17 protein-coding genes are annotated in these 18561 nt (G+C 61.2%); 2 read left to right on the top strand and 15 right to left on the bottom strand.

The genetic code is table 11. The annotated features are described in order from the left end of the window. Positions 1-31: 31 nt before the first annotated feature. The 9 genes from QNI87_RS02380 to QNI87_RS02340 form a co-directional block, all read right to left on the bottom strand. Complete coding sequence (locus QNI87_RS02380; protein WP_300593438.1) at positions 32-463, bottom strand: lysozyme inhibitor LprI family protein; 432 nt, start codon at positions 461-463, stop codon at positions 32-34. After that, positions 457-1269, bottom strand: a complete 813-nt coding sequence (locus QNI87_RS02375) for a heme-dependent oxidative N-demethylase subunit alpha family protein (RefSeq protein ID WP_300593436.1) — start codon at positions 1267-1269, stop codon at positions 457-459. Before QNI87_RS02375 ends, QNI87_RS02380 begins: the two co-directional genes overlap by 7 nt. A gap of 3 nt (positions 1270-1272) precedes the next feature. Then, entirely contained in the window at positions 1273-1479 is a 207-nt protein-coding gene (locus QNI87_RS02370; RefSeq protein ID WP_300593433.1) for a hypothetical protein, read from the bottom strand. Positions 1480-1488: 9 nt separating this feature from the next. Next, positions 1489-2793, bottom strand: a complete 1305-nt coding sequence (locus QNI87_RS02365) for an O-acetylhomoserine aminocarboxypropyltransferase (protein ID WP_300593430.1) — start codon at positions 2791-2793, stop codon at positions 1489-1491. 112 nt (positions 2794-2905) lie between these two features. Beyond that, the gene (scpA, locus tag QNI87_RS02360) at positions 2906-5059 is read right to left on the bottom strand and encodes a methylmalonyl-CoA mutase (RefSeq protein WP_300593427.1); all 2154 of its coding nucleotides are present in this window, start codon (positions 5057-5059) and stop codon (positions 2906-2908) included. 114 nt (positions 5060-5173) lie between these two features. Continuing rightward, positions 5174-5959: an enoyl-CoA hydratase-related protein gene (locus QNI87_RS02355; RefSeq protein ID WP_300593425.1), complete on the bottom strand. Its 786-nt coding sequence runs from the start codon at positions 5957-5959 to the stop codon at positions 5174-5176. A gap of 180 nt (positions 5960-6139) precedes the next feature. After that, on the bottom strand, positions 6140-6589 hold the full coding sequence (mce, locus tag QNI87_RS02350; protein ID WP_300593423.1) for a methylmalonyl-CoA epimerase: 450 nt from the start codon (positions 6587-6589) through the stop codon (positions 6140-6142). A gap of 104 nt (positions 6590-6693) precedes the next feature. Beyond that, positions 6694-6996, bottom strand: a complete 303-nt coding sequence (locus QNI87_RS02345) for a GIY-YIG nuclease family protein (RefSeq protein WP_300593421.1) — start codon at positions 6994-6996, stop codon at positions 6694-6696. 350 nt (positions 6997-7346) lie between these two features. Beyond that, positions 7347-8894, bottom strand: a complete 1548-nt coding sequence (locus QNI87_RS02340) for an acyl-CoA carboxylase subunit beta (protein WP_300593419.1) — start codon at positions 8892-8894, stop codon at positions 7347-7349. A gap of 87 nt (positions 8895-8981) precedes the next feature. Here QNI87_RS02340 and QNI87_RS02335 point away from each other — a divergent pair, with 87 nt between their 5' ends. Then, positions 8982-10118 carry an FAD-dependent oxidoreductase gene (locus tag QNI87_RS02335; RefSeq protein ID WP_300593416.1) on the top strand — a complete coding sequence of 379 codons (1137 nt, stop codon included), beginning with the start codon at positions 8982-8984 and terminating at the stop codon, positions 10116-10118. Positions 10119-10222: 104 nt separating this feature from the next. Here the strand turns inward: QNI87_RS02335 and gorA are convergent, their stop codons facing one another. The 6 genes from gorA to pgi all read right to left on the bottom strand — a co-directional run bounded on the left by gorA (position 10223) and on the right by pgi (position 17603). Continuing rightward, the gene (gene gorA, locus QNI87_RS02330) at positions 10223-11578 is read right to left on the bottom strand and encodes a glutathione-disulfide reductase (RefSeq protein WP_300593413.1); all 1356 of its coding nucleotides are present in this window, start codon (positions 11576-11578) and stop codon (positions 10223-10225) included. 62 nt (positions 11579-11640) lie between these two features. Continuing rightward, the gene (locus tag QNI87_RS02325; protein WP_300593410.1) at positions 11641-12672 is read right to left on the bottom strand and encodes a hypothetical protein; all 1032 of its coding nucleotides are present in this window, start codon (positions 12670-12672) and stop codon (positions 11641-11643) included. Positions 12673-12781: 109 nt separating this feature from the next. Further along, entirely contained in the window at positions 12782-14203 is a 1422-nt protein-coding gene (locus QNI87_RS02320) for a DEAD/DEAH box helicase (RefSeq protein WP_300593407.1), read from the bottom strand. A gap of 224 nt (positions 14204-14427) precedes the next feature. Further along, complete coding sequence (locus tag QNI87_RS02315; RefSeq protein ID WP_300593404.1) at positions 14428-15249, bottom strand: hypothetical protein; 822 nt, start codon at positions 15247-15249, stop codon at positions 14428-14430. After that, positions 15246-15572 carry a hypothetical protein gene (locus QNI87_RS02310; RefSeq protein WP_300593401.1) on the bottom strand — a complete coding sequence of 109 codons (327 nt, stop codon included), beginning with the start codon at positions 15570-15572 and terminating at the stop codon, positions 15246-15248. Before QNI87_RS02310 ends, QNI87_RS02315 begins: the two co-directional genes overlap by 4 nt. A gap of 489 nt (positions 15573-16061) precedes the next feature. Further along, on the bottom strand, positions 16062-17603 hold the full coding sequence (gene pgi, locus QNI87_RS02305; RefSeq protein WP_300593398.1) for a glucose-6-phosphate isomerase: 1542 nt from the start codon (positions 17601-17603) through the stop codon (positions 16062-16064). A gap of 80 nt (positions 17604-17683) precedes the next feature. Here pgi and lepB point away from each other — a divergent pair, with 80 nt between their 5' ends. After that, positions 17684-18550: a signal peptidase I gene (gene lepB / locus QNI87_RS02300; RefSeq protein ID WP_300593395.1), complete on the top strand. Its 867-nt coding sequence runs from the start codon at positions 17684-17686 to the stop codon at positions 18548-18550. Positions 18551-18561 lie beyond the last annotated feature (11 nt).

Here is an 18561-nt window from a genome sequence, read left to right as displayed (position 1 = left end):
ACAGGTGTCCGGTCGAAACAAAGGGCGATGATCAGTCGGGGCTGTTTGCAAGCTCGATCAGTTCCTGCGTACGGGCCTTGGTGAGCGAGGTTTTGCACTGCGCAACCAACATAGGTTCAAGCGAGCCGCCGCGTACGGAGTAACCATCAACCCGGCAATGTGCATCGCGATAGGTCAGCCAAGCGCGCTGCGCTTCGAGTAGGCTTTCAAAATGACCGGGCCTTCCATCGCCATCGGGCTGGTACTTCTCAAAACTCGCATCACGCGCCTTCATCTTGGCCCGCACGATCGACCACTGCTCATTCAGCGCTTGATCCGCCGCCTCATATTCGCGCGCCGCACACCAGTTCATTTCCTGCTGGCTGGTCGGGTCTTCGCAGTTCCAGTCGGAGCCCGGAGGAACCGCGTAAGACCCTTGTCCGGCGGCCGCGAGCAGAACAAGTGTCACATAAGCATTCAGCATGTTGGCACCTTTTGGTGAGCGAATTCGTTCAATGCCGCTGCATAGGACAGAGCACCGCGCCGGTCACCTTCTCCGTCGATCAGGGTCTGCACAGCCTGCGAAAGCTTGCGTGCGTTCTCGGCGGTAAGATTAGCGAGCGGTTCGACATATACGCCAATGGTGAACAGGATCGCGCCGGTTTCGGGCAGGCGGCGCAGGGTCTGCCGCTCGGTCCGCACGAACAGAGTTTCGCCCGCGTTCTCGGGCGTGACGTGACCGAATTGGTCTTGCGCGTCGCCCTCGGCCAGCCATCTTCGCTCGGGCGTTGGGGCGATGAACCAGTTGCACCGGCCAAAGATGAGCCCCGGCCTTAGCGTGCTCATAAAGCGGTCTACTCCCGTCGCGAGTTGTTCTTCATAGCCCGTAATCGGCGCGTGAAGAGCGCGCAGGGTAAGGCCCAACTTGTCCTTGGGATGCCAATCGGTCGGCCACGCGACCGCCGCGCCAATCAGGCGATAAGGTTCCCCCGAAGTAGACTGGGTAAGCAAGCAAAGGTCTTCGTGCGTGTGATGAGCGACTTGGGGCAGCGCCGCCTGATCGAACGCAATCGGCACACCCAGCATTGCAGCCAGTTCACGGCCCGGCGCGTCTGACTGCGGCGTAATCTGAACACCCTCTGGCCATTCGGCAAAACCCTTTCGTCGCCCGGCCAGATCGGGATTGGGCTGCAACCACTCCTCTTCGCGCAAGCGCACGAGCCCCATTTTGAGCTGCCCTCCTCCGCGTGCTTTGGGAAGCAGTTCATTGACGCCGAAGCCGAAACCCACGGTTCAATCTTCAAGGCGGCGCGCTTCGAGATCCTCTTTGATCTGTTTGTCTGTCGCCAGGCGCTTGAACACGATCATGGATCCCGACCCTCCGATCAAAAACGCCCCTAGCAAAGCAACCCAGTTCCATGGGGTGGCAAGACTCGCAAGGCCCCACAGGCCCAAGGCCATAAAACCGAAGAAGACGATCGCGCGGAGCAGATACGCCACAGACTGTCCCTACCCAATCTGAGCTAGAGCTTGCGCCAGGTCCGCCTTGATATCCTCGATATGCTCTATGCCGACCGACAAACGCACCACGTCCGGTCCCGCACCCGCGGCCAGCAGCTCTTCCTCGGAAAGCTGGCTGTGAGTGGTCGAGGCCGGATGGATGATCAATGAACGGGTGTCACCAATATTTGCCAGGTGGCTGAAAAGCTTGACGTTTGAGACAAGCCGCACCCCCGCTTCGTAGCCTCCCTTTAGGCCAAAGGTGAACACCGATCCCGCGCGGCCACCCAGATATTTGTGCGCCAGTTCATGATAGGGATTGTCGCGCAGGCCAGCATAATTGACCCAGGCCACTTGCGGTTGTTCGACCAACCATTTGGCCAGCGCCAAAGCGTTCGCGCAGTGGCGCTCCATCCGCAGATGCAGCGTCTCCATGCCCGTCAGCGCGAGGAACGCGTTCATCGGCGCCATCGCCGGTCCAAGATCGCGCATCCCTAGAACGCGCGCTCCGATGATGAAGGCGATTGGTCCAACCGGTTCCAGCGCGTCAACCAGCACCGCTCCGTGATACGATCCATTGGGCTTGGTTAGCGAGGGATACTTGTCAGCGTGCGCCTTCCAATCGAATTGGCCGCTATCGACCAGCAGCCCGCCAATGGCGTTGCCGTGGCCGTTGAGGAACTTGGTCGCAGAGTGGACGACAATATCCGCGCCGTGTTCGAACGGACGGCACAAAGCCGGCGTCGCCATGGTGTTGTCGACCATCAGCGGCACCCCGCCCTCATGCGCAACCTCAGCGATCGCGGCGATATCGCTGACCACACCGCCGGGATTGGCGAGGCTTTCGATAAAGACGACGCGGGTCTTGTCATCCATCGCGGCGCGCACATTCTCGGGATCATCGGCATCGACAAAGCGCGCCTCCCAACCGAATTTCTGGATCGCTTCACCCAGCTGATTGAGCGAGCCGCCATAGAGCTTCTTGGCCGCGACGATGTTGCAGCCCGGCTCCATCAGGGTGTGAAAGGCGAGCAATTGCGCCGCATGGCCCGAAGCGCAGCCAAGAGCGCCAACGCCGCCTTCGAGCGCGGTGATCTTCTTCTCCAGCGCATCGTTAGTGGGGTTCATGATGCGCGAATAGATGTTACCGAACTCGGCTAGGCTGAAGAGGTTCGCGGCATGTTCCGCACTGTCGAACACGTAAGAACTGGTCTGATAGATCGGCGTGATCCGCGCATTGGTGGTCGGATCGGGCTCGCATCCGGCGTGCACGGCTAGCGTTTCGGGGCGCGTTTCGGGGGGAAGGTCTGTCAACTCATCAACTCCGTTCGCCCTGAGCTTGTCGGAGGGCCGTTCTCAATTCAAGACCGTCGCTCGGAGGAAGAGCGGTGCTTCGACAAGCTCAGCACGAACGGTACGAGCGAAGCTACTCCGCAGCCTCATCGATTACGCTTTCGAGTGGGGGCATGTTGTGGCCGAGCAGCGTCAGGATATCCGCCGCGCACTCGACCACGTTGGAGCCCGGGCCGTAAATACCCTGGACGCCCGCTTCGCGCAGGAAGTCATAGTCCTGAGGAGGGATCACGCCGCCAGCCGTAACCTTGATGTCAGCGCGACCGGCTTCTTTTAGGAGGCGGATAAGCTCGGGGATCAGAGTTTTGTGGCCCGCCGCAAGGCTGGACGCTCCAACCACGTCGACGTTATTCTCAAGCGCCATTGCGCAAGCCTCTTCCGGCGTCTGGAACAACGGACCGGAGACCACTTCAAAACCCATATCGCCAAACGCGCTCGCGATGACATTCGCGCCGCGATCATGGCCATCCTGACCCATCTTGGCGATCATGATGCGGGGCTTGCGACCCAGGCGACGCTCGACCGCGTCGACGCCGTTGGTGACCTGTTCCCAGCGCCGGTCGAACTCGTAAGCGGTCTTGTAGACGCCGCTGACCGGCTTGGGCGTTGCGTTGTGGCGTCCGAACACCTCTTCCATGGCGCTGGAGATTTCACCCAAAGTCGCGTCCTGACGCGCGGCGCCCACCGCCAGTTCGAGGACATTGCCCCCGGTCTTGCACCCTTCTGTAAGCGCGGCGAGCGCGGCGCGGCATGCGGCCTCATCCCGGTTCGCACGCACCCTCTCAATCCGCGCGATCTGATCCTTGCGAACCTTCGCGTTGTCGATATCCAGGGTCTCGATCAGCTCTTCTTCGGCCAACTGGTACTTGTTTACGCCAACAATCACCGTCTCGCCGCGATCGACCCTGGTCTGCTTTTCCGCCGCCGCGCGCTCGATCGCCGCCTTGGGCGCGCCTGAATCGACATACGCTGTCATCCCGCCTGCTTCCTCGACTTCGGCCATCAGTTTTTCGGCCTCCTCGAAGAGCGTCGCGGTCAGCGTTTCAATGTAGTGCGAGCCACCCAGCGGATCGACAACCTGCGTGATCCCGCTCTCTTCCTGCAACACCAGCTGCGTGTTGCGCGCAATGCGGGCAGAGAAGTCGGTCGGTAGCGCTATGGCCTCGTCTAGGGCGTTTGTGTGCAGGCTCTGTGTCCCACCCAGTGTCGCCGCCAAAGCCTCGATCGTGGTGCGGATGACATTGTTGTAAGGGTCCTGCTCCTGCAACGAGACGCCGGAGGTCTGGCAGTGGGTCCGCAGCATCTTGGAGCGTTCGGCTTTGGCGCCCAGATCGTCCATCACGCGGTACCACAGCGTTCGCGCAGCGCGCAGCTTGGCGATCTCCATGAAGAAGTTCATGCCGATGCCGAAGAAGAAGGACAGACGGCCCGCAAAGGCGTCGATATCGAGCCCAGTCGCCATCGCGCGCTTGGCGTATTCCTTGCCGTCGGCAATTGTGAAGGCCAGCTCCTGAACCGCGGTCGCTCCGGCCTCGTGCATGTGATAGCCGCTGATCGAAATACTGTTGAATTTTGGCATGTTGGCCGAGGTGTATGCGATGATATCGGAAATGATCCGCATGCTCGGCTCAGGCGGATAGATATAGGTGTTGCGGACCATGAACTCTTTCAAAATGTCGTTCTGGATGGTCCCGGAGAGCTTTTCGACCGCCACGCCCTGACGCTCGCCCGCGACGATGAAGAAGGCCATCACCGGGATCACCGCCCCGTTCATTGTCATCGACACGCTCATGGCGTCCAAGGGGATTTGGTCGAACAGCACTTCCATGTCCGCCACCGTGTCGATCGCTACGCCCGCCTTGCCGACATCGCCGACAACGCGCGGGTGATCGGAATCGTAGCCCCGGTGGGTGGCAAGATCGAAGGCGACGCTGAGGCCCTTTTGCCCAGCGGCCAGATTGCGGCGATAAAAAGCGTTCGATTCCTCGGCGGTCGAGAAGCCCGCATACTGCCGGATCGTCCACGGGCGCCCCGCATACATGCTGGCCTTCACGCCGCGCGTGAATGGAGCGAAACCGGGCAGACCCGGGTCCCAATCCGCGTGATCTTCCGCCGTGTAGAGCGGCTTGATCGGGAATCCTTCCGGAGTCTGCGTCGTGAGGTCGCGGCCTTTGGATTCCTTGTCGGCCAGCGCTTGCCAATCGGCGGGGGTCGGTTTGTCGGTCATTTTGTCTCAATACCCGTTCGGGCTGAGCCTGTCGAAGCCCTGCCCTTCTTTATTGCGGTGCGGATAGAGGGAAGTGCGGCCCTTCGACAAACTCAGGGCGAGCGGATGCGAGAACTACGCCCCCTTAAACTCAGCCTTGCGCTTTTGCAGGAAGGCCATGCCGCCTTCCATCGCGTCCGCCGTGGCGCCGGCCACACGCTGGCCCTCGGCTTCGGCGAGCATCACGTCGCTCACGCCGCCGTCGAGCGCAAGACCAATATTGCGCTTGATATGCTTGATCGCGACCGTGGGGCCGTTGGCGAGTTTCTCCGCAAGTGCGCGGGCCTCGTCCATCAACAATTCGTCGGCGACGCATTTGTAGATAAGGCCCCATTCCTCGGCCTGCTTGCCACCAATCTTCTCCCCCAGCATCATCATGCGCGTCGCGCGGGCGCGGCCGATCGCGCGCGTGAGCAACCAGGTCGAAGCGCCATCGGGCACAAGGCCGATATTGACGAAAGCCTGCAGGAAATAGGCGCGTTCCGCCGCGATGGTGAAATCCGCCGCAAGAGCGAGCGAGCAGCCCACACCCGCAGCCGGTCCGTTGACCGCGCAGATCACCGGCACTTCGGCGCGCAGGATCTGGTTGATCGCGGGGTTGTAATGCTGAGTGAGCGCCTGGTGCGATCCGCCCCTATTGCTGGGACTGTCCGATGTGGAGCGAGCCGCGAGGTCCGCGCCCGAGCAAAAGCCCTTGCCCTCGCCCGTAATCAGGACTGCGCGCGCGTCTCCCAGATCATAGAAGACCTGCCCGATTTCGTCCGCCATTTGCGGTGCCATAGCGTTGAGCCGATCCGGCTTGTTCAAGGTGATGGTGGTCAGGGGGCCATCGTTTTCGACGCGGATGTGTTCAAAGGTCACGGTTCTCTCCCAGAGGTTTCGTTTTGCAACTCGTGGAGCGATTGGCGCAGCTTGGCAATGCCCAATCTACCTTCGTCATTCCCGCGAAGGCGGGAATCCAGCTAAGCCCGGTGGCCGAACACAAAGGTCAGCTGGACCTCCGCCTGCGCGGGGGTGACGATAAGGAGTGGGAAAAAGTATCTAGTTCGACCAGTGCGCGTCGTCCTTGGGCGTTTCCATGATTTCGGTCAGCATGCCCTGCATATCCTTGGGGTGGACGAAGAAGATGGGCGTGCCGTGCGCCCCGATGCGCGTGGGACCAAGGATGCGCTTGCCCATCTCCTCGAACTCCGAGCGCGCCTCTTCGATATCGGGCACTTCGAAGCAGACATGATGCTGCCCGCCGAGCGGGTTCTTGGCGAGGAAGCCGGTGAGCGGGCTGTCGGGGCCGAGCGGTTCGATCAGCTCGATCTGGGTGCCGTCGGTGCCGTCCTCCCCTGGCGTATCGACGAAACAGACCTTCACTCCCTGCGCTTCGAGATCGAAAGGCTTGTGGATTGTGGTCGCGCCCATGACGTCGCGATAATGCGCGATGGAGTCTTCAATAGAAGGGGTGGCGTATCCCACGTGGTTCATTCGGCCTAGTTTCATTTCTTATTTCCTCACTCGTCATTGCGAGCGCAGCGAAGCGATCCAGAGCTTCGCGCGACGCTCTGGATCGCCGCGCCACTTCGCGGCTCGCAATGACGCGAATTCTAGCCCTGTGCAACATCCTCAAACAAATCGCGCCACATCGGGTTGTCGGCTTCGATCAGAGCGAGTTTCTTCTTTCGATTACCCGCCTTGATCTGTTTCTCGCGCAAGATGGCGGCATCCATCGTGTCGTGTTGTTCGAACCAGACGAGCCGCTTGCAGCCGTATCTCTTGCCAAACCCTTCGACGAGCCCCTCACGATGCTGCCACGCTCGTTTAGGCAGATCGGAGTTAACGCCCGTGTAAATCGTTCCGTTTCGCCCACTCGCCATGATGTAGACACACGGAAGTTTCTCGGAGGCCATCTAGACGCCTAACTTGTCATTGCGAGCGTAGCGAAGCAATCCAGAGCTTCGCGCACAACGATCTGGATTGCCGCGCCGCTTCGCGGCTCGCAATGACGGGGGTTGCGGCAGTTCGAGGTACGTTCACACACCAACCCATGCGAGAGCTATCAAGTACACGGCAAAGGGAACAGTCAGAAACCCAATCCCAACCGATAGGCTGAAACTGATCGGTTGCGCTTCGCGTTCCACTGGTTCGAAGAAGGGCCCAAGCTGATTAGTAGCAATCCCGCCTGCAAGCGAACGCAGCGACGACCGAACCGGAAAAGCGACGAGGACGATTACCAGGGCCGACCAGATAAGCTTAACAATCACAGCGGAATATTATCGTGCTTCTTCCAGGGGTTCTCCAACCGCTTGGACCGCAGCTTCCGCAGCCCCAGCGCGACACGACGCCGGGTCGAGTGCGGGTGGATCACCTCATCAATATAGCCCCGCTGCGCCGCCACGAAGGGGTTGGCGAAGCGGTCTTCGTATTCCTTGGTTTTCTCGGCGATCTTTCCAGGGTCATCGCGGTCTTTGCGGAAGATGATCTCCACCGCGCCTTTCGCGCCCATCACCGCGATCTCGGCAGTCGGCCAGGCGTAATTCAAGTCTCCGCGCAGGTGCTTTGAGGCCATCACGTCATACGCGCCGCCATAGGCCTTGCGGGTGATGATTGTGATCTTGGGCACGGTCGCCTCGGCGTAGGCGAACAGCAGTTTCGCGCCGTGCTTGATGATGCCGCCCAATTCCTGCGCGGTGCCGGGCAGGAAGCCGGGAACATCGACAAAAGTCACGATCGGGATTTCGAACGCGTCGCAGAAGCGCACGAAGCGCGCGGCTTTCTTGGAGCTGGCGATGTCGAGCACGCCCGCCAGCACCATGGGCTGGTTCGCGACAACGCCCACCGTGCGTCCTTCCACCCGGCCAAAGCCGCAGATGATGTTCGCCGCATGCGCGGGCTGGATCTCGAAGAAATCCCCCTCGTCCAGGGTCTTCTGGATCACCTCATGCATGTCATAGGGCTGGTTGGCGTTGTCGGGGATCAGCGTGTCGAGTGAGTATTCCAGACGGTCCCACGGATCGTTCGTGGGGATTTCCGGGCCCATCTCGCCGGTCGCCTCGGGGCGGTTGGAGAGCGGCAGGTAATCGAAGAAACGCCGCGTCGCGAGCAGCGCCTCGACATCGTTCTCGTAGGCGACATCGGCGACGGAAGTCTTGGTCGTGTGCGTGATCGCACCGCCCAGTTCCTCTTGCGTGACCACCTCGTTGGTGACGGTCTTCACCACGTCCGGGCCGGTCACGAACATGTAGGAACTGTCTTTCACCATGAAGATAAAATCGGTCATTGCCGGGGAGTACACCGCGCCCCCTGCGCACGGGCCCATGATTAGGCTGATCTGCGGGACGACGCCCGACGCGAGCACGTTGCGCTGAAAGACCTCCGCATATCCGCCAAGCGAGGCCACGCCTTCCTGAATGCGCGCGCCGCCTGAATCGTTGAGGCCGATGACGGGCGCGCCGACCTTCATTGCCGTGTCCATGATCTTGCAGATCTTCTCCGCATGGCGCTTTGACAGCGAACCACCAAACACGGTGAAGTCCTGGCTGAAGACATAGACGAGGCGGCCATTGATCGTCCCGCTGCCCGTCACAACCCCATCGCCGGGGATCTTCTGCTTCTCCATCCCGAAATCGACGCAGTCGTGTTCGACATAGGTGTCGACTTCTTCAAAGCTGCCTTCGTCAAGCAGAACGTCGAGCCGTTCGCGCGCGGTCAGTTTACCCTTCGCGTGCTGCGCGTCGATGCGCTTTTGCCCGCCACCCAGTTTGGCGGCTTCGCGGCGGCGTTCCATTTCGGCGATATTGGCGGACATTCTCGCTCCCTTGCCTTAAGCAACAATCGCGAAGGGCGTTGCCTCAGCAAGCGGCAAGCGTCAACGTATTGGCGGAAGGTTAAGCGCTTGGCGACACGAACGGACTGCCTGATCGTCGGTGGAGGAATTGCCGGGCTCTCGCTCGCCGCGCGGCTCTCGAGAAGTCTGCGCGTGACCGTGCTCGAAGCGGAGAGCGCGCCCGGCTACCATGCCTCCGGACGCAGCGTCGCCTTCGCGCATTTCGGGTTGGGAGAGCGGATCGTGCGCAGTCTGACCGCGGCAAGCCTCCGCGAGTTCGAGAGGACGCGCGGCAAATCAGGCGATCCGATCACAAGAATCCACCCGGCGCTGCATATTGCGCGCAAATGTGAGATGGGCGCGCTGGATGACTTGGCCGCAGTGCACGAACGCTTCGGATGCCGCTTCGATCGGCTGACGGGGGAACAGGCGGCCCAGGCCTTCCCGGCGCTTTCGACCGGGCCGGATAAGGTGCATGCCGCGATCCTCGACCAAGGCTCGCTCAAGCTTGACACCGATGCGATGCTGCAGCGCCACATTGCCGAGATCGTGGCAAGCGGCGGCGATATCGTGGCTGGCGCGCGGGTCACAGCGCTAGAGCACTCCGGTGACGAATGGGAGGTCGCGAGTACCCGGGGCGCATTTCGGTGCCTGCGCGTCGTAAACGCCGCGGGGGCTTGGGTGGACGAGGTCGCCAAGCTTGCAGGATGCACGCCAATCGAGATTGAACCGCGCCGCCGCACGGTGATCACCCTTGCCGGTCCGCCGGATACCGATGTCTCGCGCTGGCCGTTCGTCAAGACGGTGGGCGAGGGGTTTTATATCCTGCCCGAAGGCTCGGGTCGCCTGCTTGCCTCTTCGATGGACCAGACCCCGAGCGCGCCCTGCGACGCCGCCGCCGATGAGCTTGACATTGCCATCGCCGCTGACCGGATCGTCAACGCAACCTCGCTCAAGATCCAGCGCATCGAACACTCATGGGCGGGCCTGCGCAGCTTCGCAAGGGACGAACTGCCGCTCATCGGCGAAGCGGACGGTGCACCGGGCTTCTTCTGGTATGCGGGCCAAGGCGGGTTTGGCTTCCAGACCTCGCCTGCGCTTTCACGCGTGGGGGAAGCGGCGGTTCTCGGGCTTGCTTTCCCTGCGGATCTAGCGGAGCTGGATCTCGCTTTCAGCGACTTTGCTCCCGAGCGCCTTGCGGCCTGACAAGCACCCGCGACGATAAAGGACATAGGCCCGAAGTCGAGCGTCCAAGGGTTCGATCCCGTTCGCGCGCTGGCGACAGACTGCCCTGCCATTTCCGCTGCGAACTACTTAAGCAGAACCAGTTCTTCGGCCATGGTCGGATGGATCGCCGTGGTCGCGTCGAAGTCGGCTTTAGTCAGGCCAGCCTTCACGGCAACGGCTGCCGCCTGCATGATCTCCGGGCTTTCGGGGCCGATCATATGCACGCCGACGATCCTGTCATTCGCTGCGTCGACGATCATCTTGTAAAGCCCGCGCTCACTGCGCCCGGCGACCACATTCTTCATCGGACGAAAATCGGATTGATAAACGCGGATGTTGCCCAGGCGATTGCGCGCTTCACCCTCCGTCATACCCACAGCGGCGATCGGGGGGTGGCTGAAGACAGCGCTGGGAATGCACGAATGGTCAACCGCGTAGGGCTCGCCAGGGCCGAACACGCTGTCGGCAAACGCCTGCCCTTCGCGAATGGCGACCGGGGTCAGCTGCACGCGGTCCGTCACATCGCCCACCGCGTAGATGTAATCGACGGTGGTCTTCGAGAACGCGTCGACCTTGATCTCACCATTCTCGCCAAGCTCCACGCCCACCTTTTCCAGACCCAGCCCATCCGTGTTCGGAACGCGGCCCGTGGCGATCATTACCTGATCGAACACGCGCTCGTCATGACCCGTCATTTTTACGAGCAGCGTTCCGTCGTCCTGCTTGCGGACATATTCAAAGTCGACGTTGAAGCAAAACTCGATTCCCTTGGTGAGGCTGATCTGGAGAAGCCGGTCGCGCAGAGCCGCGTCGTAGCCGCGCAAGATCACATCGGAGCGGTTGGCGATCGTCACTTTGCTGCCGAACTCATTGAATATACCGGCAAATTCGTTGGCAATGTAGCCGCCACCGGCGATCAGGATGCGCCTGGGCACCTCATCGAGATGGAACGCCTCGTTCGATGTGATGCAATGTTCGTTGCCTTCAAATTCGGGCTTGTGCGGCGTTGCTCCGGTGGCCACCAGGATGTACTTCGCGGTCAGAACCCGGCCGCAGGCGAGCGTAATCTCATGATCGCCAGTGATCTCCGCGCGCTCTTTGAAAACGGTCACATCGTGATTTGACAAGGTCTCGCCGTAAAGACCTTCAAGCCGGGTCACATCGCTCTGCACGTGATCGCGCAGCTTCACCCAATCAAAACTCTTGCCCTCAACTGTCCAACCGAAATGGGTAGCGTCCTCAAGATCCTCGGCAAAATGGGCGCCGTACACCAGCATCTTCTTGGGCACGCAGCCCCGAATCACGCAGGTCCCGCCGACCCGATACTCCTCGGCGGCTGCGACCTTCGCGCCATGCGCTGCCGCGATACGGCTCGCGCGCACACCTCCTGAGCCTATGCCAATCGTGAAGAGGTCGTAATCGTAGTCCTGCTCGGCCATGGTTCGCGCTCCGGTAGATCTCCGGGAAGCCGTATGGCCGCGCTTGGTGTCGAAGCCAACCGTCAGGTTTCGAGAAACAAGCCGTTGTTCTGCAACAGCTGATACGATTTCGTATCCTCGATCTGAATGAGATCGGGGTTTTGAACGCCCGTGTTGCGCTTCAGCAGGTAATGCACCGCCTTCTTGGTGCCCTCTCCGATGCCGGTCAGCGCGACCATCACATCGGGATCGTGGTCGAGCACTCGGTCGAACAGCATCGAGGTGTTCATCGGATCAAAGCCGAAACCAAGGAAGCCGAGCCGTTTGCCCGACGCGATCTCCGCCATGAGAAAACTGGAGAAACGCTTATCGCGGTTGCGTTCCGAGGCTGTGTAGAAACCTTTGGCGAGCGCCAGCCAGTCTTCGGGCTCCTGATTCCCCCATTCGCACGGCTCGCCCGAGCCGAAGATCCAGGGAAGCGTGCCAGGGCTGCCATAGGGGTGAACAATGCGCAGATGCGTGCCGACCAGCAAGCGCGCCTCTTCCATGTCCATGCCGAACGCCATGCTCACCACCCAGGGCAGGTAGTGCTCGATCGCGCGGTCGTAATTGAAGCAGACGATCGAAAGCTTGTCGAAACAGGTTTCCGCCTGCGCGCGCGGCACGCCTTTCGTGATCAGCTGGCCGAGTTGGAACAGCCAGTTCTCCGAACCGCGCAGCGGCAAGTCGCCCGCATCACGCGGCTCCACCGCGAGCGTCGACTTCGCCTCATTCTGAAGGGTGTAATAGGCGAGCGCAATCTTGCCCGCCGCGATGACGTCGGCGTTGTTGCTGCCATACTGTTCGAGAACCGCGTCTATGGACGTGGTGACGCGGCTTGCCTGCTTGATTGTGCGGCCCGCTTCCAGAAGGGCGTCATAGGTGGTTCCCAATCGCTCGGCGTTCTCTTCGAAGATGGCGGCCAAAGCCACCATGTCGCGGGTCTGGACTTGCGACCCCAAGCGATCGAAATCGAAACCGGCGGCGATACGATTGAGAAGCTCCGCCCCATCGGGCATCTCGATTTCACAATTCGCACCTGCGCCGACAACCAGTGTGGTTTCCGTCCTGATCATGGCGCGCGCGACTCCTATTGCTCCTGACCGGCACTCGTTTGGCGGTCCGAGAGATAGGATCCACGCGGTTAAGATAAGGTAAGGTGAACGCCCTTGGGATCAGGGCGCCTCAACCCTGTCGGCGCCCGCCGCCAGGCCGACTGCGTCGATCTCGACCGCCAGCGCCTCGACGCCGTCCGGCACCCGCCTGGCCACCGCCCGGCGCGCCGGGGCGCTTGCCCTGCGGCTTCCCCTTGCGCGCAGGATGCTTGGCGGCGGGCTTGCGCTTGGATGCATCGTTGCCTTTGGCAGAGCCCACAGGTTTTGCTCTCACCTTCTTCTTTGAAACGCGCGTGGCCCCGCGCGGCGGCGGTTTGGTCGGCCCCACCCCTTCGACGACAGCGCGGAAGTTCTCAGGCAGATCGAGCCGGTCGAGACTGGCGCCGGTGGTCTTCTGGATGTCCTTGAGATAAGCGCGCTCATCCTCCGCGCAAAAGGCAATGGCCACCCCGTCTCGGCCAGCCCGCGCCGTTCGACCAATGCGGTGGACGTATTGCTCGGGCACATTGGGGAGTTCGAAATTGATGACGTGGCTGACGCCTGGGATATCGATGCCGCGCGCGGCGACATCCGTTGCGACCAAAATCTTGGTCTTGCCGCGTTTGAACTCATCAAGCGCCCGCAAGCGCTGACCCTGCGTCTTATTACCATGGATGGCGTTGGCCTGGATACCCGCTCGGCTGAGTCTTTTCACCACGCGGTCAGCGCCGTGTTTGGTGCGGGTAAAGATCAGGACGAGATCGAACTCACCGGGAACACGGTGCCGTCCGGAAAGGATCAATTCCAGCAGCGCGCTCTTTTCATCCTGCTGCACCATGAAAAGAAACTGTTCGATGCGCTCGGCGGTGGTGCTTTCGGGCGTGACCGAGACCTGCACGGGATTATGGCAATAGCCCGACACAAGCTCGCGGATTTGCTTGGGCATCGTCGCGCTGAAGAACAGTGTCTGGCGCTCCTTGGGCACAAGCTGGTTGATCCGGCGCAGCGCGTGGATGAAGCCAAGGTCGAGCATCTGATCGGCTTCGTCGAGCACGAGGACTTCAACGCCCGATAAGTTGAAGGCCTTCTGATCTATGAGATCAAGCAAGCGGCCGGGAGTCGCGACAAGAATATCGGTGCCGCGATGGAGCTTGTTGCGGTCTTTGTTGACGCTGGTGCCACCGACGATCGATTGGACCTTCAATCCGGCCAGAGCGCCATAATCCTTGGCGCTTGCGGCGATCTGCCCGGCAAGCTCGCGCGTGGGGACGAGCACCAGCATGCGGCACGATTTGAACGGAATCCGGTTGTCCGCTTCGCGCAGGCGGTCAATGCCCGGCAGCATGAACGCGGCGGTCTTGCCCGTTCCCGTCTGGGCGATGCCCAGCAGGTCGCGCCCTTCCAAGACTGGCGGGATCGCCTGTTCCTGTATCGGCGTCGGGGTCGAATAGCCCTTGAGGTCAAGCGCCTGGAGAACGGGCTGCGAGAGCCCAAGGTCGGAAAACTGTATCATCTAAGCTCGCACATATCGGCGCGGCGCCGGGCGGACACAGTGTCGCGCCAACGATCGCGGGGGTGTTCAAGAAACCGCCCGCGTGAAAAGGGAAGTTGTATCGGAATATCGCCCGGAAAGCCGCAGGGCGCGTCTGGCCAAAAAGCCGTGCGCCGCTTCACGCTGACCCATGGTCCGGAAGTGCGCGGCAAATGGGTGCAGCAGCGGCTTTTGTCAATCCCGACCTAATCCTTAAGGTAGCCGTCGCTGCCCATCATCATCTCAAACCCGATGGCGGTTTTGTACGTTCCCTCGACGGGCTGACCGCTTGCATCGCGCGCCGGGTCAAACACCATCGTCTCCAGCAGCGGGCGACACAGAGCCAAACGCGTCGCCTTGCGCCGGAACCGCCGCGAGAGCGCGCAATCCGTCGGCTTGCCCTCAGGATCGACCGTCAGGGTGGCGTGCAGATCCTGTGAGAGGAGCCTTTGACGCCACGCCGCAGCCTTGAGGTCGCTCAGGCCGTCAAACGCTATGAGGCGAGGGCCACGACCCGGATCTGCGACGGTAAGAAACGCGCTGATGCACTCGCGCAGCTCCTCGCGGGCCTGATCGTACCCCGTCATAGTAAGGGCGTGCACCTTGCTGCCGGTTGTGAGTTCGAGGCGCTCAGCCTTGCTGTCATCGAGCACGGCGAAAAACGGACCAATGGGAGTGCCCGTTCCCGTCTTCTGAAGGTATTCTCCAAGCGCATCCCCGCTGTCCGTCAAGACGAGGTCCTGCGCATCAACGCGCACCGCTATCCGCAGGTCCCGCATCTGAGCGCGGCTGTATCCTTCAAGGATAGCACCGTTGATCCGGTAGGATCGATCCGCGCTGTCGAGTTCCAGTTCAAACAGGACTGCGCCCGCTGGGCGATGGAACTGCAAGACGCAGCGGCCATCGCTTGTCTCCGCCATCCAGCCTGAAGGTTCCTCGGCCAAGGCGGCGAACGAAAAAGCGCCAGCAATAACCGCCAGCCCTATCCGTGTCGCTTTCGAAACGCGATCGAGAATTGAGTGGATCAATCAAATTCCTCGCTCAAATCCTCATAAGACAAATGCGCGCGATATGACCCCTCGACCGCCTCGTTCTGGGCGTTGCGCGCCGGCTCGAAGGTGTAATGGGCCATTGCGATTTCGCACAGCTTCTGGTTGACGTAATTCTTGCGGAAGCGGTTCACGACTTCGCAATCCGATGCGTGCCCTTGCGTGTCGACCGTCATGTCAAGCTCCACCGCTGGCCGCCAGACCCGCATGCGGCGGGACGCCTTCAGGAAGTCAAAGCCGCCATCAAAAGCAACCATCTTGGCCGGGGTCGGCTTCGCGGCGACGGCGGGCGATTCAGGCACAGGCGAAGCGATCGGAGCTCTCAACCCTGCCGGTTGGTCAACCGGCCCGCAAGCGAGCGCCGCGCAGGCAACGGGAAGAGTTAACATGGCGGGCATAGAGCGACCTTCCGAGATTGGTTCCGTTAAGATTGCGGCAACAATACGCAAAACCCCAAGGGGTGCAAATTGGGTCACAAAACTGCGGCTTCACGAAACAAAAGTACAAAGGTGTGCCGCTTGTGCGAACCGCATCCCTTGAGCGTGCCACGATGATTCCAAAACGAGTCACGCGATCGAAGTCATGACACACAAACCGGCGAATCGCGCTTTGGAATCATCCCTTCTCGCCTTCGAAGGAGGCTCGAACGTCAATCCGTGACAAAATGAGCGTGGCCGGAATGTCACTTTCGATGGCCTGAACCCAGCGCACTCGCGGCGTTTGTCCGACAAAAAGGCAGTTCGTCGTCAAGAACGCTTCACACACACCTGATCGCGCCCACCTTCTGTCGTTCAGCGCAATCCAGCCGCTTCCATCGCCGCCTCGGTGCTAGGATCGAAATCCCCCTCGCCCGCGTCGATACGTTTGGCAATAGCTTTGCCGAGCTCAACGCCGAACTGATCAAACGGATTGATCCCCAACAGCACAGCGTTCGCAAACGTCCGGTGCTCATGAAATGCAATCAGCGCGCCGAGCGTCGCGGGGTCGAGATCGTCGAGCAGGAACAGCGTCGAGGGACGGTCTCCCGGATAGGCGCGCGCTGCATCCTCGCTCGCTTTGCCCGCCATCAACGCTGCGCCTTGCGCAAGGCAGTTAAGCACCAGCGTGCGATGATGAACCGGATCAAGGGCATCGCCTGGCGCGGCGCTGACAACGAAGTCGACCGGCACGAGATGCGTGCCCTGATGCAAGAGCTGAAAGACCGCGTGCTGCGCGTCGGTGCCCACCCCGCCCCATGTGATAACGGCAGTAGGGTCATCGACAGGCTCGCCTTCAGCGCTCACCGCCTTGCCGTTCGATTCCATCTCAAGCTGCTGAAGGTAGGCGGGAAACAGAGCAAGACGCTCATCATAGGCGAACACAGCGCGCGTCTGACAACCGCGAAGGCGCGCATAGTATTGATCGGCGAACGCCGCGAGCAACGGCACGTTGGCGCGGCCATCGGTCTCGCGAAAGTGGGTGTCGATCGCCCGCGCACCGCCGAGAAACTCGCGAAATTCCTCCATGCCGATAGCAAGCGCAACGGGAAATCCGATGCTCGACCACAGCGAGTAGCGCCCGCCCACGCTCTCCGGAAACGGGAGGATACGCGTTTCGTCAACGCCCCATTCGACCGCTCTTTCAGGGCTGGCCGTAAGCGCCACGACGCGCCCGCTCGGATCGGCGACGCCTTCCTTTTCGAGCCAGGCAAGCGCGCTCGCCGCGTTGGTCATGGTCTCGATGGTCGTGAAAGTCTTCGACGCGATCGCGATCAGCGTGGTGGCCGGATCGCAGGCGGCAAAAGCACGCTCAAGCGCGAGGCCGTCGATGTTGGAGACAACGTGCACATCGACCTTCGCAAGATCGCGCGTCAAAGCGTCGATCGCCAGAGCCGGGCCAAGGGCGGACCCGCCGATCCCGATGTGAATGAGATGTTTGACTTCGCCCAGAACGCCTTCATGGATCGCCTCGACAAGCATGCCCATGCGCGCAAGGAGCGCCGCCGCCTCTTCGGTGTCCGCCTCGGTCCCGCTGCCGCGCATCGCACCGTGACTTGCCGGACGTCCTTCCGTGGAATTCACGATTGCGCCCGAAAACAACGCCTCGCGCTTGTACGAAAAGCCGCTCGCTTCAGCCAGGGTCTCAAAGGCCTCGAGCGCCGCGTCATCGAGATGGGTCTTGGAAAAATCGACCCGCATGCCTACCGTCTCGCCCTCGGCGCTAGGCCATTCGAGGCGTCGCGTCAGCTTTTCAACGCGCTTGCCATCCGCTTCGAACAACGCCCCCAGCGTTCGCGTTTCAAGCGTTTTCAGACCTTGCCAGGCCTCTTCGACTGTCTTGACCGGATCCACCATGAAGCCGCAATCCCCTTTGCGCGATGATCAATGCGCGCGTAAGGGTGCACTCGATGGATGTTAAGCCCCAAACTGATCCAATGTCCCGGTCAGCGACGAATGATGCAGCCGGAGCGTGGAACGGATCCTCCGCATCAGCCACCACCGCTCCCGGCTCTGATGTCCAGAAACCCGACAGCCTTCTGGGCTTCGCCTGGTTTCTGGTAAAACTGGTCCTTGCCGTCCTGATATTGCGCAGTTTCATCTTTTCGCCCTTCTCGATCCCGTCCGACAGCATGCTGCCAAAGCTGTGGCAGGGCGACTACTTCATCGCGAGCAAATGGCCCTACGGCTACTCACGCTATTCCCTGCCCTTCAACGCGCCGCTTATCCCGGGACGCATCCTTGCAAGCGCGCCGAAGCGCGGGGACGTTGTTGTCTTCAAACACCCGATAAGTCAGGAAGACTACATCAAACGTGTAATCGGCCTTCCGGGCGACACGATCGGGATGGTCAACGGACGCGTCGTGCTAAACGGCACGCCCCTTGCGCAAGAACAGGCAGGCAATTTTGCCATCCCTTTGACCGCGATCGATGGATGCCCGTCAGGCGAGTGGCGCGAGCGCGGGCTTTCGGGTGAGCCCGACTGCCTGATCGAGCGGTCGCGGGAAACCTTGCCGAACGGTCGCACGCAAAGTGTGCTCGATTTCGCGATGATCCCGCAGGATAACATGGCTCCGGTCACCGTACCCGACGACAGCGTGTTCGTGATGGGCGATCACCGCGACCGGTCCGCTGACAGCCGTTTTCCCGCCGAGGCGCAGCTTGGGGTCGGCATGGTTCCGATCGTCAATCTGGTCGGACGCGCGGAGTTCATCGTCTGGTCGACCGATGGCAGCGCGGAGTGGATCAAGCCGTGGACATGGTTCACCGCCGCGCGCTGGGACCGGATCGGCACGGGTTTGTGAGCGCTGGCGAG

Source organism: Erythrobacter sp. (assembly GCF_030066995.1).
GTDB lineage: Bacteria > Pseudomonadota > Alphaproteobacteria > Sphingomonadales > Sphingomonadaceae > Erythrobacter.
This window is presented reverse-complemented; position numbering and strand designations above follow the sequence as displayed.